Raw genomic sequence first — 13,949 nt, 5'->3', positions numbered from 1 at the left:
CCACCAAAGCCTGTCCCTGGGCTGAACGACTGCTTGCCCGGCCTTGGGGCGGGGCTGTCAGCGGTGCTATAGTTCGCCGCTATTCGGCCTGTCAGGGGTGCGTGTGCCTTCCAGATGGAGGCCGGCGTCCATTAGGACGAGGCTGCATTAGCAAGGAGTCTAGATGAGTGTGGATAGCGCCTACGCGGTCGAGTTGAAGGGTGTAACCTTCAAACGTGGTTCGCGCAGCATTTTCAGCAACGTGGACATCAGCATCCCGCGCGGCAAGGTCACCGGCATCATGGGGCCATCGGGGTGCGGCAAGACCACGTTGCTCCGCCTGATGGGCGCACAGTTGCGCCCCGCGAGCGGTGAGGTATGGGTTGCCGGGCAGAACCTGCCGACGCTGTCGCGCAGCGACCTGTTCGACGCCCGCAAGCAGATGGGCGTGCTGTTCCAGAGCGGCGCGTTGTTCACCGACCTCGATGTGTTCGAGAACGTCGCGTTCCCGCTGCGCGTGCATACTCAGCTGTCGGACGAAATGATCCGTGACATCGTGTTGATGAAGCTGCAGGCCGTGGGCCTGCGCGGTGCCATCGACCTGATGCCCGACGAGCTGTCCGGTGGCATGAAGCGCCGTGTGGCATTGGCCCGGGCGATTGCCCTGGACCCGCAGATCCTCATGTACGACGAACCGTTCGTCGGCCAGGACCCGATTGCCATGGGGGTACTGGTGCGCCTGATTCGCCTGCTCAACGATGCCCTGGGCATCACCAGCATCGTGGTTTCCCATGACCTGGCAGAAACCGCCAGCATCGCCGACTACATTTACGTGGTAGGTGACGGCCAAGTGCTGGGCCAGGGGACGCCTGATGAGCTGATGGGTTCGGACAATCCACGGATCCGCCAATTCATGAAAGGCGACCCGGATGGCCCGGTTCCCTTCCACTTTCCCGCGCCTGACTACCGCGCCGACCTGCTGGGGGCGCGTTGATGCGCAGAAAATCCTTACTCGAACGTGTCCGCCTGCTGGGCCGCTCGGCAATCGACGTGCTGGCCGTGCTCGGGCGTTCGTGCCTGTTCCTGTTCCATGCGCTGGTCGGTCGCGGTGGTATTGGCGGCGGCTTCCAGCTGCTGACCAAGCAGTTGTACTCGGTGGGTGTGCTGTCGCTGGCGATCGTCGTCGTGTCCGGTGTGTTCATCGGCATGGTGCTGGCGCTGCAGGGCTACAGCATCCTGACCAAGTACGGCTCGGAGCAGGCGGTAGGGCAGATGGTCGCCCTGACCCTGCTGCGTGAACTTGGCCCGGTGGTAACGGCGTTGCTGTTTGCCGGGCGTGCCGGTTCCGCGCTGACCGCCGAAATCGGCAACATGAAGTCCACCGAGCAGTTGTCGAGCCTGGAAATGATCGGTGTCGACCCGCTCAAGTACATCGTTGCGCCACGCCTGTGGGCCGGTTTCATCTCGCTGCCGCTGTTGGCGCTGATCTTCAGCGTGGTCGGTATCTGGGGTGGCTCGTGGGTGGCGGTGGACTGGCTGGGTGTCTACGAGGGCTCGTTCTGGGCCAACATGCAGAACAGTGTTTCTTTCACTGACGACGTGCTCAACGGGCTGGTCAAGAGCCTGGTGTTTGCTTTCGTCTCGACCTGGATCGCCGTATTCCAGGGGTACGACTGTGAGCCCACCTCAGAAGGGATCAGTCGTGCAACCACCAAGACCGTGGTCTATGCCTCGTTGGCAGTGCTGGGTCTGGACTTTATTCTGACCGCCTTGATGTTTGGAGATTTCTGATGCAAAACCGCACCCTGGAAATCGGTGTCGGCCTGTTCCTCCTGGCCGGGATCCTGGCGCTGCTGCTGCTGGCCCTGCGTGTCAGCGGGCTGTCGGCCAGCCCGAGCAGCGATACCTATAAAGTTTATGCTTACTTCGACAATATCGCCGGTTTGACGGTCAGAGCTAAAGTGACCATGGCCGGGGTGACCATCGGCAAGGTCACCGCCATCGATCTGGACCGTGATTCCTACACCGGTCGGGTGACGTTGCAGCTGGACAAGTCGGTCGATAACCTGCCGACCGACTCCACTGCCTCGATCCTGACCGCCGGTTTGCTTGGTGAGAAGTACATCGGCATCAGCGTTGGCGGTGAAGACGACGTTCTCAAGGATGGTGCAACCATCCATGACACTCAGTCGGCACTGGTGCTGGAGGATCTGATTGGCAAGTTCCTGCTCAACTCTGTTGGCAAGGAACCGAAAGAAGCGCAACCGGCTAATTAAGGAGTACCCATGATTTCGATCCTGCGACGTGGCTTGCTGGTGCTGCTGGCGGCCTTCCCCCTGCTGGCCCTGGCTGTGCAGACACCGCACGAAGTGGTTCAAAGCACCACCAATGAACTGCTCGGCGACCTCAAGGCCAACAAGGAACAGTACAAGTCCAACCCCAACGCCTTCTATGACTCGCTCAACCGCATTCTCGGCCCGGTGGTGGATGCCGACGGTATCTCGCGTAGCATCATGACCGTGAAGTACTCGCGCAAGGCGACCCCGGAGCAGATGCAGCGCTTCCAGGAAAACTTCAAGCGCAGCCTGATGCAGTTTTATGGCAATGCCTTGCTCGAGTACAACAACCAGGGCATCACTGTCGACCCGGCTAAAGCCGATGACGGCAAGCGCGCCAGTGTCGGCATGAAGGTTACCGGCAACAACGGTGCCGTGTACCCCGTGCAGTACACCCTGGAGAACATTGGCGGCGAGTGGAAGGTGCGTAACGTGATCGTCAACGGCATCAACATCGGCAAGCTGTTCCGTGACCAGTTCGCCGATGCCATGCAGCGCAACGGCAATGACCTGGACAAGACCATCGACGGCTGGGCTGGCGAAGTGGCCAAGGCCAAGCAGGCTGCCGACAACTCGCCAGAGAAGACCGTCAAATGAGCGAGGCCGCTGTAAGCATGGCAGAGCCGGGCGTGCTGCGTCTGGCTGGCGTGTTGGATTACCGCAGCGGCCCGGCCTTGCGCAAGCAAGGCAAGGTGCTGATCGATGGCTCGCGCGAGCCGCGACTGGTGCTTGATTGCTCGGCTGTCGAGAAGTCGTCGAGTGTCGGCTTGTCGTTATTGCTTGCGTACATGCGTGATGCTCAGGCCACTGGCAAGGCGTGCGAAGTGCGTGGCATGCCTGACGACATGCGGGAAATTGCCGAGGTCTATGATCTCGATGAAGTGCTGGCAAGCTAGTGGCCAGGCACGGATGATGGCCCCTCGGTCAGCGAAGCCTTCGTTGGGCTTCGCAGGCGAGGGGCTTTTTTGTATGATGGCCGACCCGTGCGCATCGGGCGCCGATTGAGGTTGAGCATGCAGGCCGTAGAAGTTAAAAGCTTCCTTGAAGAGAAATTGCCGGGTTCCCGGGTCGAAGTTGAAGGCGAAGGCTGCAACTTCCAGTTGAACGTGATCAGCGACGAGTTGGCTGGCCTGAGTCCGGTCAAACGCCAGCAGGCGATCTATGCTCACCTGAATCCGTGGATCGCCAATGGCAGCATCCATGCGGTAACCATGAAATTTTTCAGCAGCGCAGCCTGGGCTGAGCGCACCTGAGCCAACTTGGCGGCGAGACTCCAATGGACAAACTGATTATTACTGGCGGCGCTCGCCTTGACGGCGAGATCCGCATTTCGGGCGCGAAAAACGCAGCCCTGCCGATTCTGGCAGCGACCCTGCTGGCCGATGGCCCGGTCACCGTGGGCAACCTGCCGCACCTGCACGACATCACCACCATGATCGAGCTGTTCGGGCGCATGGGCATCGAGCCTGTGATCGACGAAAAGCTGTCGGTGGAGATCGATCCACGCACCATCAAGACCCTGGTCGCGCCGTACGAGCTGGTCAAGACCATGCGCGCCTCGATCCTGGTGCTGGGCCCGATGGTTGCCCGTTTCGGCGAAGCCGAAGTGGCCCTGCCTGGCGGTTGCGCCATTGGCTCGCGCCCGGTCGATCTGCACATCCGTGGCCTTGAGGCCATGGGGGCGAAGATCGAAGTGGAAGGCGGCTACATCAAGGCCAAGGCGCCTGAAGGTGGCCTGCGTGGCGCGCACTTCTTCTTCGACACCGTCAGCGTGACCGGTACCGAGAACATCATGATGGCCGCTGCCTTGGCCAAGGGCCGCAGCGTGTTGCAGAACGCCGCGCGTGAGCCTGAAGTGGTCGATCTGGCCAACTTCATCAACGCCATGGGCGGGAACATTCAGGGCGCAGGTACCGACACCATCACCATCGACGGTGTCGAACGACTGGATTCGGCCAACTACCGCGTCATGCCGGACCGCATCGAGACCGGTACCTACCTGGTTGCCGCTGCCGTGACCGGTGGCCGCGTCAAGGTCAAGGACACCGACCCTACCATCCTTGAAGCCGTGCTTGAAAAACTCAAGGAAGCGGGTGCCGACATCAACACCGGCGAGGACTGGATCGAACTGGACATGCATGGCAAGCGGCCGAAAGCCGTGAACCTGCGTACTGCCCCGTATCCGGCGTTCCCGACCGACATGCAGGCGCAGTTCATCTCGCTGAACGCCATTGCCGAAGGCACTGGCGCGGTAATCGAGACCATCTTCGAAAACCGCTTCATGCATGTTTACGAAATGCACCGCATGGGCGCGCAGATCCAGGTCGAAGGCAACACCGCCATCGTCACTGGCGTCAAGGCGCTGAAGGGTGCCCCGGTCATGGCCACCGACCTGCGTGCTTCCGCCAGCCTGGTGCTGTCGGCGCTGGTTGCCGAAGGCGATACCCTGATCGACCGCATCTACCACATCGACCGTGGTTACGAGTGCATCGAGGAAAAACTGCAGATGCTCGGCGCGAAAATCCGCCGCGTACCGGGCTAGTACCCCGCGGGTGCAAGGACGCACCTTTTGAATTGAATGCGGCCAGGTCGATGACCTGGCCGGCAGCAGCCGCTTAAGGACCGACGTTCCAATGTTGACCATCGCGCTTTCCAAAGGCCGTATTCTCGACGATACCTTGCCGTTGCTCGCCGAGGCCGGCATCGTGCCGACCGAAAACCCGGACAAGAGCCGCAAACTGATCATCCCCACCACGCAGGACGATGTGCGCCTGCTGATCGTGCGTGCCACCGACGTGCCGACCTATGTCGAGCATGGTGCTGCCGACCTGGGTGTGGCCGGCAAGGACGTGCTGATGGAGTACGGCGGCCAGGGCCTGTATGAGCCCCTGGACCTGCAGATTGCTCAATGCAAGCTGATGACTGCGGGCGTAGTCGGCGCAGCCGAGCCCAAGGGCCGCCTGCGTGTGGCCACCAAGTTCGTCAACGTAGCCAAGCGTTACTATGCCGAACAAGGTCGCCAGGTCGACATCATCAAGCTGTATGGCTCGATGGAGCTGGCGCCGCTGATCAACCTTGCCGACAAGATCATCGACGTGGTCGACACCGGCAATACCCTGCGTGCCAACGGCCTGGAACCTCAGGAACTGATCGCCACGATCAGCTCGCGCCTGGTGGTCAACAAAGCCTCCATGAAAATGCAGCACGCCCGTATCCAGAGCCTGATCGACACGCTGCGTCAAGCGGTCGAATCGCGACACCGCGGTTGACTCCTGCGCGCGACCTTCGCTGTCGCGCCCGTCTATCCGCGTCATAGCCATTTTTCTCGGGTGCCCGCGCGGATGGACTGGTAGCTTGGGATTGTGCGAAAAGTCGCCGAGCGGCGATCATGCAAGAACGAAAACAGGCGAGGAACGGCCGGGGTCGCGCCCCACTTTGCTGGTTGCAAATGAGCATTCCGAGCCTGTTTTTAACGTAGCATGATCGTCGCGCAGGCACTTTTCGCACAATCCCCTAGGGCGCCTGAGCATTCGCTAATATTACGAGGCCCTCGCCATGACCGTGTCCACTGCAATTGCCCGTCTCAACGCCGCTGATCCGGATTTCGCCCGACATCTGGATCATCTGCTGAGCTGGGAAAGTGTGTCCGATGACGCGGTCAATCAGCGCGTGCTCGACATCATCAAGGCCGTGCGTGAACGCGGTGATGCGGCGCTGGTGGAATTCACCCAGCGCTTCGATGGTGTTGACGCCAAGTCGATTGACGACCTGATCCTCAATCGCGCGCGCCTGGAACTGGCGCTGACCCGTATTACCCCGGTCCAGCGCGAGGCCCTGGAAAAGGCCGCCAACCGTGTGCGCATTTATCACGAGCGGCAGAAGCAGGATTCCTGGCAGTACACCGAGGCCGACGGCACCGTGCTCGGCCAGAAGGTCACCCCGCTGGACCGTGCTGGCCTGTATGTGCCGGGCGGCAAGGCGTCGTACCCGTCGTCGGTGCTGATGAACGCCATCCCGGCCAAGGTTGCCGGCGTGGCTGAAGTGGTGATGGTGGTACCGACCCCGCGTGGTGAGGTCAACGAGCTGGTGCTGGCGGCTGCCTGCATCGCCGGTGTCGACCGGGTGTTCACCGTCGGTGGTGCCCAGGCCGTGGCTGCGCTGGCCTACGGTACTGAAAGCGTGCCGCAGGTGGACAAGATCGTCGGCCCGGGCAACATCTACGTTGCCACCGCCAAACGCCACGTGTTCGGCCAGGTCGGCATTGACATGATCGCCGGCCCCTCGGAAATTCTCGTGGTGTGCGACGGTCAGACCGACCCGGACTGGATTGCCATGGACCTGTTCTCCCAGGCCGAGCACGACGAAGACGCCCAGGCCATCCTGGTCAGCCCGGATGCCGCCTTCCTCGATCGTGTGGCTGCCAGCATCGACAAGCTGATGCCGACCATGGAACGTGCCGATATCATCGAGAAGTCGATCAATGGCCGTGGTGCGCTGATCCAGGTGCGTGACATGCAGCAGGCCATGGACGTGGCCAACCGCATTGCACCGGAGCACCTGGAGCTGTCGGTGGCCGACCCGCAAGCCTGGCTGCCACACATTCGCCACGCTGGCGCGATCTTCATGGGCCGCCACACCAGCGAAGCGCTGGGCGATTACTGCGCTGGCCCTAACCACGTGCTGCCCACTTCAGGTACCGCGCGTTTTTCGTCGCCGCTGGGGGTGTATGACTTCCAGAAGCGTTCGTCGATCATCTTCTGCTCCGAACAGGGCGCGTCCGAACTGGGCCACACTGCCTCGGTCCTGGCTCGTGGCGAGTCGCTGACCGCCCACGCCCGCAGCGCTGAATACCGTATCCTGACCCAAGAGAAGGGGAACTGAGCATGAGTCGATTCTGGAGCCCCTTCGTCAAGGACCTGGTGCCTTACGTGCCGGGCGAGCAACCCAAGCTGGCCCGCCTGGTCAAACTGAACACCAACGAAAACCCCTATGGCCCGTCGCCCAAGGCCCTGGAGGCCATGCGCGGCGAGCTGAACGATAACCTGCGCCTGTACCCGGACCCGAACGGTGACCGTCTCAAGCAAGCGGTGGCCGAGTACTACGGCGTGACCCCGGCGCAAGTGTTTGTCGGCAACGGCTCGGACGAGGTGCTGGCGCACATCTTCCACGGCCTGTTCCAGCACGATGCGCCCCTGCTGTTCCCGGACATCAGCTACAGCTTCTACCCGGTGTACTGCGGCCTGTACGGCATTGCCTTCGAACAGGTGGCGCTGGATGAGCAGTTCCAGATCCGCATTGAGGACTACAAAAAGCCCAACGCTGGCATCATCTTCCCCAACCCCAACGCGCCGACCGGTTGCCTGATGCCGTTGCAGGTGGTGGAGCAGCTGCTGCAGGCCAACCGTGATTCGGTGGTGGTGGTGGATGAGGCCTACATCGATTTCGGTGGTGAAACGGCGATCAGCCTGGTGGACCGCTACGATAACCTGCTGGTTACCCAGACGCTGTCGAAGTCGCGCTCGCTGGCGGGGCTGCGAGTGGGCCTGGCGGTGGGGCACCCGGACCTGATCGAGGCCTTGGAGCGGATCAAGAACAGCTTCAACTCCTATCCGCTTGACCGTGCAGCTATCGTCGGAGCGGCGGTGGCGTTCGAAGACCGTGAGTACTTCGAGGACACCTGCCGCAAGGTGATAGACAGCCGGGAGGTGTTGGTTGGTCAGCTGCAGGCCAAGGGCTTTGAGGTGCTGCCGTCGGCTGCCAACTTCATCTTCGCCCGCCACCCGCAGCAGGATGCCGGCGAGCTGGCGGCACGCTTGCGCGAGCAGGGCGTGATCGTGCGTCACTTCAAGCAGCCGCGTATTGCCCAGTTCCTGCGGATCACCATCGGTACGCCGGAAATGAACCAGGCACTGCTGGATGCGTTGAGCTGACGTGTAGGAGCGGGTTTACCCGCGAATACGGTAGCGGCGGCAACGGTGAACGGCGGGTGGAAACTGGCCAGCAGGCCCGGCCCATTCGCGGGTGAACCCGCTCCTACAACAGCCTGTGCGCGTCCAATGTAGGAGCGGGTTTACCCGCGAATACGGGAGCGGCGGCAGCGGCGAACGGCGGGTGGAAACTGGCCAGCAGGGCCGGCCCTTTCGCGGGTGAACCCGCTCCTGCGGGGATCGCGCCAGCCCTTGAGGAACGACAGAACTGTTGCTTCTCAAGGGCTTAATAGCGTCGGTCTTCGATCACAAATGGCTTGGCTGCCGGCCTGTTGCGCACCGCCGCCGGTGTACCATCCAGCACCAGTACATAATCGTTCTGCTTTTCCATCCCCTCCGGATCGATCCATTGGTCGTCTCTGGCCGCAACCTGGGCAACCACATGGCCGTTCTTGATAATGGTCAGATAACCCTTGGCGTTACTGTTCCAGCGTAGTCGTCCTTTGTTTTCATCGGCCCGCGCCTTGCGCACGCCGGTATCACCCAGTAAAGGCGTGCCGTCCAATAGCCATTGCGGCTGCAGCTTGAGGCCCATGTGGCGCAGCACCGTGGGCGCTACCGAGGTCTGCGCAGGAAGCCCGTACAGGCCGCCGGGCCCAGGCATCTCCACAGGAATGCTCAGCTCGGTCAGTTCCTGATTCAACGGCTTGTTGCTGGCGATGAAGATACTCTTTTCCTGCTCCGAAGCGCCGCCATGGCCTTTCCCCCAATAGTCCCGGCCATGGTTGGTACTGACGAGTACCAGCCAGTCTTCCTGTGGGAACATGCGATGCCGCTGGTCTACCTTGTCCAATAGCCGCCCGATCTCGCTGTCGGCCTTGCGCAACGCCTGCGCATAGTGCTCACCATAACCCCTTTGATGGCCGATCTGGTCAGGTTCGTCCAGTTGAATGAACGTGAAGTCGGCGGGTGTGTCACCCAGGATCTGCAACGTACGCTCAATCACCTGTTCATCTGGCAAACCACTTTCGCGTACATCGGCGTCATGGGCGTCCTCCAGCAGAAATGCCGTGTTGATGGGTGACCAGTTAACGATGCTGGAGAGGTAGGCATTGGGGTAGGCCAGGCGTAGCCGCTTGAACAGGCTGGGAAACGCCGGGTTTACCCGTTGCGAGTCGTCGTCCGATTCAACGCCATGCTTGTTGCTCCACACGCCGGTCAGCAAAGTGATCCAGCCAGGGCCGCTCAACGTGAGCTGCTCGCTGGCTTTACCATTGATACCCCCGGCGTAAGCCTTGCCGTAGTAAAGCCGCTGCTTCAGGTTGGTTGCATCGCCCAGTTGCAAATACTGCTGCAGTTGCACGCCATCAAGGCCGATGAGCAAGGTCTTGGGGCGGCTCGGGTGCCGGGCCGGGTCACAGCCTGGCTGCAGGGCCAGGAACAGCAGTAACAGCAAACTCGCCATTCGCATGTGGGCGCATCCTTGAAAGCACGCAACGAGCGTTGCAGCAAAGTGGCATGCCCACAACTGGCAGAAATACCAGGTGGTTTACGTCTTTGCCTGCAATCCAGTAAGCTGCAGCAATTCATCGGATGATTGGTTGAGTGGCATGAATACAGAGCTGACCAAGCGTTCCCTGGTGGAATTGGCGGTAGAGCGCATGCGCGAATGCATCGTGCTGGGCGATTGGCAGGTCGGTCAGCGCCTGCCTACCGAGCCCGAGCTTGCCTTGCAACTGGGCATTAGCCGTAACACGGTGCGTGAGGCCATGCGCGTGCTGGCGTTCAGTGGCCTGGTGGAAATTCGCCAGGGAGACGGCAGCTACCTGCGCACTGCCCAGGACCCGCTGCAGGCGGTGCACGCGATGTCCCGATGTACGCTCGAGCAGGCTCGCGAGACCCGCCATATCCTCGAGGCGGAAGCCATCGGCCTGGCGGCTTTGCGTCGTAACGATGCCGACCTGCAAGCGCTGAAGGATGCCCTGGAAGGCAGTGCCGGGCACTTTCATGGCGATGTTGATGCCTATGTCGCCTGCGATCTGGTCTTCCACCAGCGGCTGGTCGATGCCGCCCACAACCCGGCATTGAGCGAGCTGTACCGTTACTTCTCCGGGGTTGTGGCTGCCGCTCTGCAACACAATATGGCCACCGTTCCGCGCTGCCAGGCCACGTTCGACTTGCATGGGCAGATCCTCGACGCCATCGAGCAACGTGACGCTGAACGGGCCAAGCGCCTGAGCCGTACCCTAATTGAATCCTGATACCGAGAAGGCCATGGCTGAATCCATCACCCGTAATACCCCATCGAACGAGCGGGATCTCGATGAGCTGCTGATCGACGCTGAAGCTGACGACGAACAGGTCCAGCAGCAGGCTGTGGTGTTGCGGCGGCCATGGCTGTTGCTGCTGGGCCTGGTTCTGGTGGCCCTGAACCTGCGCCCGGCATTGTCGAGCATGGCGCCGGTGCTCGGCCAAGTATCTGAAGGCTTGGGGCTGAATGCTTCGCAGGCGGGCTTGCTGACCACCTTGCCGGTGCTCTGCCTGGGCCTGTTTGCTCCCTTGGCGCCAGTGCTGGCGCGGCGCTTTGGCAGCGAGCGGGTGATTCTTGGCATCCTCGTCACCCTGGCGCTTGGCCTCGTGGTACGAAGTACCGTTGGGGCTGTCGGGGTGTTCCTCGGCAGCCTGATGGCAGGGGCCAGCATCGGCATTATCGGCGTATTGTTGCCAGGTATCGTCAAGCGCGACTTTCCGCAGCACGCTGGCACGCTGACCGGTGTATACACCATGGCATTATGCCTGGGCGCGGCCATGGCCGCCGGTGCCACCGTGCCTTTGGCCCAGCATTTCGACGGCAGCTGGGCACTGGGGTTGGGCTTCTGGGTGCTGCCGGCTTTGCTGGCCATGCTGGTTTGGCTGCCACAGGCCCGTCAGGGGCATGGGCTGCACAAGGTGGCCTATCGCGTGCGAGGCTTGTGGCGTGACCCACTGGCCTGGCAGGTGACCCTGTATATGGGCCTGCAGTCATCACTGGCTTACATCGTGTTCGGTTGGTTGCCATCGATCCTGATCGGTCGCGGCCTCAGCCCTACCGAGGCAGGGCTGGTGCTGTCGGGGTCGGTAATCGTGCAGTTGATCAGCTCGCTCAGTGCCCCCTGGCTGGCCACCCGCGGCAAGGACCAGCGGCTGGCAATCGTGCTGGTCATGTCAGGTACGCTGGCGGGGCTGTTCGGTTGCCTGTATGCGCCACTTTCCGGGTTGTGGGGGTGGGCCATTGTGCTGGGCCTGGGGCAGGGCGGTACCTTTGCCCTGGCGCTGACCTTGATCGTGCTGCGCTCGAAAGATGCCCATGTGGCGGCGAACTTGTCGAGCATGGCCCAAGGGGTGGGTTATACCCTGGCCTCGATGGGGCCTTTCGCGGTGGGCCTGGTGCATGACCTGACCGGCGGCTGGGCGGCATTGGGTTGGATTTTTGCGGTACTGGGCCTTGGCGCCGTCGTGTTCGGGCTGGGTGCCGGGCGGGCACTGCAGGTGCAGGTGACCTGCGAAAAAGTCTGAAGCATGTTTTTGCAGTACCGTCCTCTTGCCTGCCAAGAGGACGGTACTGGCATAAGCCATCGGGGCAGATTATCGTGCAGTTTTCGAACCTAGGACGGACAAGCCCACAATGAGCGATGCCAACCGCGCCCTGATTACCCGTTTCTACCAGGCTTTCCAGCGCCTGGATGCCGACGCCATGCTGGCCTGCTACAGCAGCGATATCGTTTTCAGCGACCCGGTGTTCGGCACCCTGCGCGGCAAGGACGCAGGCGATATGTGGCGGATGCTCACCACCCGCGCCAAGAACTTCACCCTGACATTCGACAGCATACGTGCAGATGAGCACAGTGGCAGCGCGCACTGGGTGGCTACCTACCTGTTCAGCCAGACCGGCCGTGTTGTGGTCAACGATATCCGGGCACGCTTTGTCATGCGTGATGGGCTGATTTGCCAGCATGACGACACCTTTGACCTGTGGCGCTGGTCGCGGCAAGCGTTGGGTGTTCCTGGAATGCTGCTGGGATGGTCGCCGCTGATGCAGAACAAGGTCCGCCTGCAGGCATTCAAGGGGTTGCGCGCATTCCAGCAGGCCCAGGGTGAGTGACGTCGTTGAACCTGCTGTTGGTAAGCCCTGGTTTGTCTATCTGGTAAGGGCAGCCAATGGCTCGTTGTATTGCGGCATCAGCGATGACCCGCAGCGTCGGTTCGCCGCGCATCAGAAAGGGCAGGGCGCCCGCTATTTCAAGACCAGCCCGGCCCAGGCGCTGGTGTACGTGGAGCAGTGGCCGGACAAGGGCGCGGCGCTGCGCCAGGAGCGGTTGGTGAAGCGGCTGCGCAAGTCGGCGAAGGAGGCACTGGTGGCCTCCTTTGACGGCTTGGGGGAAATCAGTCCTTGCGACGCTTCAGCTGATCCACCAAGGTTGTCGGCAGCCCCTTGATGATCAAGGTCCCCGCCGCTTCGTCATACTCCACCTTGTCCCCCAGCAGATGCGCCTCGAAGCTGATCGACAGCCCCTCGGCACGCCCGGTGAAACGGCGGAACTGGTTGAGGGTGCGTTTGTCCGCCGGGATTTCCGGCGACAGACCGTAGTCCTTGTTGCGGATGTGGTCGTAGAACGCTTTGGGGCGGTCCTCGTCGATCAGGCTGGACAGCTCTTCGAGCGTCACTGGCTCGCCCAGCTTGGTCTGGGTGGTGGCGTACTCGACCAGGGTCTGGGTCTTTTCGCGGGCGGATTCTTCCGGCAGGTCTTCGCTTTCGACGAAATCGCTGAAGGCCTTGAGCAGGGTACGGGTTTCGCCCGGGCCGTCGACGCCTTCCTGGCAGCCGATGAAGTCGCGGAAGTAATCCGACACCTTCTTGCCGTTCTTGCCCTTGATGAACGAAATATACTGCTTGGAGTTCTGGTTGTTCTTCCACTCCGACAGGTTGATGCGTGCTGCCAGGTGCAGCTGGCCAAGGTCGAGGTGACGGGAAGGGGTCACGTCGAGCTCGGCATTCACCGCCACGCCTTCGCTATGGTGCAGCAGGGCGATCGCCAGGTACTCGGTCATGCCTTGCTGATAGTGGGCAAACAGGATGTGGCCGCCGGTGGACAGGTTGGACTCTTCCATCAGCTTCTGCAGATGCTCGACAGCCACGCGGCTGAAGGCGGTGAAATCTTTTTCTTCATCCAGGTACTGCTTCAGCCAGCCGCTCAGCGGGTAGGCGCCCGATTCGCCGTGGAAAAAACCCCAGGCCTTGCCTTGCTTGGCGTTGTAGCTGTCATTGAGGTCGGCCAGGAGGTTTTCGATGGCATCGGAGGCAGCCAGTTCGGAGTCGCGAGCATGCAGCACGGCGGGGCTGCCATCGGGCTTTTTGTCGATCAGGTGAACGATGCAATGACGGATTGGCATGGAATTCTCGGCGAGCTGCAAAAGTTGCCAAGTTTAACCTAGACCTGAGGTGATGCAGTGGCCGTATGTTGGCAGATATGTCGGTTGTTCGTTTTTTGTTCAATTTTGTGTGTTTTCAGCTGAAACCCCCGAAAAACCTGCATTTAATCAAAGTGCGAAGCGGATATTTATCCATTCCTGTGGTAGTTTTGCGCGGTCTTGCGCCCCTCGTGTGCGCATTGCTGGCAGCATGCTGTCGTCGTGTCGAACCAAACGCCGATTTTCGTATCTACATACG

The 13,949-nt window shown here is 61.4% G+C and carries 16 protein-coding genes; 14 read left to right on the top strand and 2 right to left on the bottom strand.

The genetic code is table 11. The annotated features are described in order from the left end of the window. The first annotated feature begins 163 nt into the window (after positions 1 to 163). The 10 genes from ACTJJN_RS04715 (at position 164) to hisC (ending at position 8,245) form a co-directional block, all read left to right on the top strand. Complete coding sequence (locus ACTJJN_RS04715) at positions 164 to 973, top strand: ATP-binding cassette domain-containing protein (RefSeq protein WP_003255127.1); 810 nt, start codon at positions 164 to 166, stop codon at positions 971 to 973. Continuing rightward, entirely contained in the window at positions 973 to 1,770 is a 798-nt protein-coding gene (gene mlaE, locus ACTJJN_RS04710) for a lipid asymmetry maintenance ABC transporter permease subunit MlaE (RefSeq protein ID WP_003255125.1), read from the top strand. The genes ACTJJN_RS04715 and mlaE overlap by 1 nt, the downstream gene beginning before the upstream one ends. Continuing rightward, positions 1,770 to 2,255, top strand: coding sequence for an outer membrane lipid asymmetry maintenance protein MlaD (gene mlaD, locus ACTJJN_RS04705; protein WP_014755441.1), 486 nt, complete (start codon positions 1,770 to 1,772; stop codon positions 2,253 to 2,255). Before mlaE ends, mlaD begins: the two co-directional genes overlap by 1 nt. A 9-nt stretch (positions 2,256 to 2,264) precedes the next feature. Beyond that, positions 2,265 to 2,912, top strand: a complete 648-nt coding sequence (locus ACTJJN_RS04700; RefSeq protein WP_003255123.1) for an MlaC/ttg2D family ABC transporter substrate-binding protein — start codon at positions 2,265 to 2,267, stop codon at positions 2,910 to 2,912. Next, a complete protein-coding gene (locus ACTJJN_RS04695) occupies positions 2,909 to 3,211 on the top strand; it encodes an STAS domain-containing protein (RefSeq protein ID WP_003255122.1) in 303 nt (100 codons plus the stop codon). The genes ACTJJN_RS04700 and ACTJJN_RS04695 overlap by 4 nt, the downstream gene beginning before the upstream one ends. Positions 3,212 to 3,328: 117 nt before the next feature. Continuing rightward, positions 3,329 to 3,568: a BolA family protein gene (locus ACTJJN_RS04690; RefSeq protein ID WP_003255121.1), complete on the top strand. Its 240-nt coding sequence runs from the start codon at positions 3,329 to 3,331 to the stop codon at positions 3,566 to 3,568. Positions 3,569 to 3,591: 23 nt separating this feature from the next. Then, positions 3,592 to 4,857 carry a UDP-N-acetylglucosamine 1-carboxyvinyltransferase gene (murA, locus tag ACTJJN_RS04685; protein WP_003255119.1) on the top strand — a complete coding sequence of 422 codons (1,266 nt, stop codon included), beginning with the start codon at positions 3,592 to 3,594 and terminating at the stop codon, positions 4,855 to 4,857. Between the two features lie 91 nt (positions 4,858 to 4,948). After that, a complete protein-coding gene (hisG, locus tag ACTJJN_RS04680) occupies positions 4,949 to 5,584 on the top strand; it encodes an ATP phosphoribosyltransferase (RefSeq protein WP_003255118.1) in 636 nt (211 codons plus the stop codon). A 286-nt stretch (positions 5,585 to 5,870) separates the two neighbouring features. Continuing rightward, positions 5,871 to 7,196: a histidinol dehydrogenase gene (gene hisD / locus ACTJJN_RS04675; RefSeq protein ID WP_003255117.1), complete on the top strand. Its 1,326-nt coding sequence runs from the start codon at positions 5,871 to 5,873 to the stop codon at positions 7,194 to 7,196. A 2-nt stretch (positions 7,197 to 7,198) separates the two neighbouring features. Continuing rightward, a complete protein-coding gene (hisC, locus tag ACTJJN_RS04670; protein WP_004574500.1) occupies positions 7,199 to 8,245 on the top strand; it encodes a histidinol-phosphate transaminase in 1,047 nt (348 codons plus the stop codon). A 283-nt stretch (positions 8,246 to 8,528) separates the two neighbouring features. Here the strand turns inward: hisC and ACTJJN_RS04665 are convergent, their stop codons facing one another. After that, a complete protein-coding gene (locus ACTJJN_RS04665; RefSeq protein ID WP_014755444.1) occupies positions 8,529 to 9,713 on the bottom strand; it encodes an alkaline phosphatase family protein in 1,185 nt (394 codons plus the stop codon). A 139-nt stretch (positions 9,714 to 9,852) separates the two neighbouring features. On the opposite strand from ACTJJN_RS04665, the gene ACTJJN_RS04660 reads away from it, so the two are divergent. The 4 genes from ACTJJN_RS04660 (at position 9,853) to ACTJJN_RS04645 (ending at position 12,717) form a co-directional block, all read left to right on the top strand. Next, a complete protein-coding gene (locus ACTJJN_RS04660) occupies positions 9,853 to 10,503 on the top strand; it encodes a FadR/GntR family transcriptional regulator (RefSeq protein ID WP_004575660.1) in 651 nt (216 codons plus the stop codon). Positions 10,504 to 10,516: 13 nt separating this feature from the next. Further along, positions 10,517 to 11,797: a CynX/NimT family MFS transporter gene (locus tag ACTJJN_RS04655; protein ID WP_088512970.1), complete on the top strand. Its 1,281-nt coding sequence runs from the start codon at positions 10,517 to 10,519 to the stop codon at positions 11,795 to 11,797. A 109-nt stretch (positions 11,798 to 11,906) separates the two neighbouring features. Continuing rightward, entirely contained in the window at positions 11,907 to 12,383 is a 477-nt protein-coding gene (locus ACTJJN_RS04650) for a nuclear transport factor 2 family protein (RefSeq protein WP_012051322.1), read from the top strand. Further along, complete coding sequence (locus ACTJJN_RS04645) at positions 12,376 to 12,717, top strand: GIY-YIG nuclease family protein (RefSeq protein ID WP_012051323.1); 342 nt, start codon at positions 12,376 to 12,378, stop codon at positions 12,715 to 12,717. The genes ACTJJN_RS04650 and ACTJJN_RS04645 overlap by 8 nt, the downstream gene beginning before the upstream one ends. On the opposite strand, the gene yejK is transcribed toward ACTJJN_RS04645, so the two are convergent. Continuing rightward, positions 12,665 to 13,672: a nucleoid-associated protein YejK gene (gene yejK / locus ACTJJN_RS04640; protein ID WP_012270676.1), complete on the bottom strand. Its 1,008-nt coding sequence runs from the start codon at positions 13,670 to 13,672 to the stop codon at positions 12,665 to 12,667. The genes ACTJJN_RS04645 and yejK overlap by 53 nt on opposite strands. Between the last annotated feature and the right edge of the window lie 277 nt (positions 13,673 to 13,949).

It is taken from the genome of Pseudomonas sp. 22515 (assembly GCF_052044625.1).
GTDB classification, from domain to species: domain Bacteria; phylum Pseudomonadota; class Gammaproteobacteria; order Pseudomonadales; family Pseudomonadaceae; genus Aquipseudomonas; species Aquipseudomonas alloputida.
This window is presented reverse-complemented; position numbering and strand designations above follow the sequence as displayed.

Coding starts and splice junctions, on each gene's coding strand:
- ACTJJN_RS04715 (WP_003255127.1), top strand. CDS start 164: ATGAGTGTGGATAGCGCCTACGCGGTCGAGTTGAAGGGTGTAACCTTC.
- mlaE (WP_003255125.1), top strand. CDS start 973: ATGCGCAGAAAATCCTTACTCGAACGTGTCCGCCTGCTGGGCCGCTCG.
- mlaD (WP_014755441.1), top strand. CDS start 1,770: ATGCAAAACCGCACCCTGGAAATCGGTGTCGGCCTGTTCCTCCTGGCC.
- ACTJJN_RS04700 (WP_003255123.1), top strand. CDS start 2,265: ATGATTTCGATCCTGCGACGTGGCTTGCTGGTGCTGCTGGCGGCCTTC.
- ACTJJN_RS04695 (WP_003255122.1), top strand. CDS start 2,909: ATGAGCGAGGCCGCTGTAAGCATGGCAGAGCCGGGCGTGCTGCGTCTG.
- ACTJJN_RS04690 (WP_003255121.1), top strand. CDS start 3,329: ATGCAGGCCGTAGAAGTTAAAAGCTTCCTTGAAGAGAAATTGCCGGGT.
- murA (WP_003255119.1), top strand. CDS start 3,592: ATGGACAAACTGATTATTACTGGCGGCGCTCGCCTTGACGGCGAGATC.
- hisG (WP_003255118.1), top strand. CDS start 4,949: ATGTTGACCATCGCGCTTTCCAAAGGCCGTATTCTCGACGATACCTTG.
- hisD (WP_003255117.1), top strand. CDS start 5,871: ATGACCGTGTCCACTGCAATTGCCCGTCTCAACGCCGCTGATCCGGAT.
- hisC (WP_004574500.1), top strand. CDS start 7,199: ATGAGTCGATTCTGGAGCCCCTTCGTCAAGGACCTGGTGCCTTACGTG.
- ACTJJN_RS04665 (WP_014755444.1), bottom strand. CDS start 9,713: ATGCGAATGGCGAGTTTGCTGTTACTGCTGTTCCTGGCCCTGCAGCCA.
- ACTJJN_RS04660 (WP_004575660.1), top strand. CDS start 9,853: ATGAATACAGAGCTGACCAAGCGTTCCCTGGTGGAATTGGCGGTAGAG.
- ACTJJN_RS04655 (WP_088512970.1), top strand. CDS start 10,517: ATGGCTGAATCCATCACCCGTAATACCCCATCGAACGAGCGGGATCTC.
- ACTJJN_RS04650 (WP_012051322.1), top strand. CDS start 11,907: ATGAGCGATGCCAACCGCGCCCTGATTACCCGTTTCTACCAGGCTTTC.
- yejK (WP_012270676.1), bottom strand. CDS start 13,672: ATGCCAATCCGTCATTGCATCGTTCACCTGATCGACAAAAAGCCCGAT.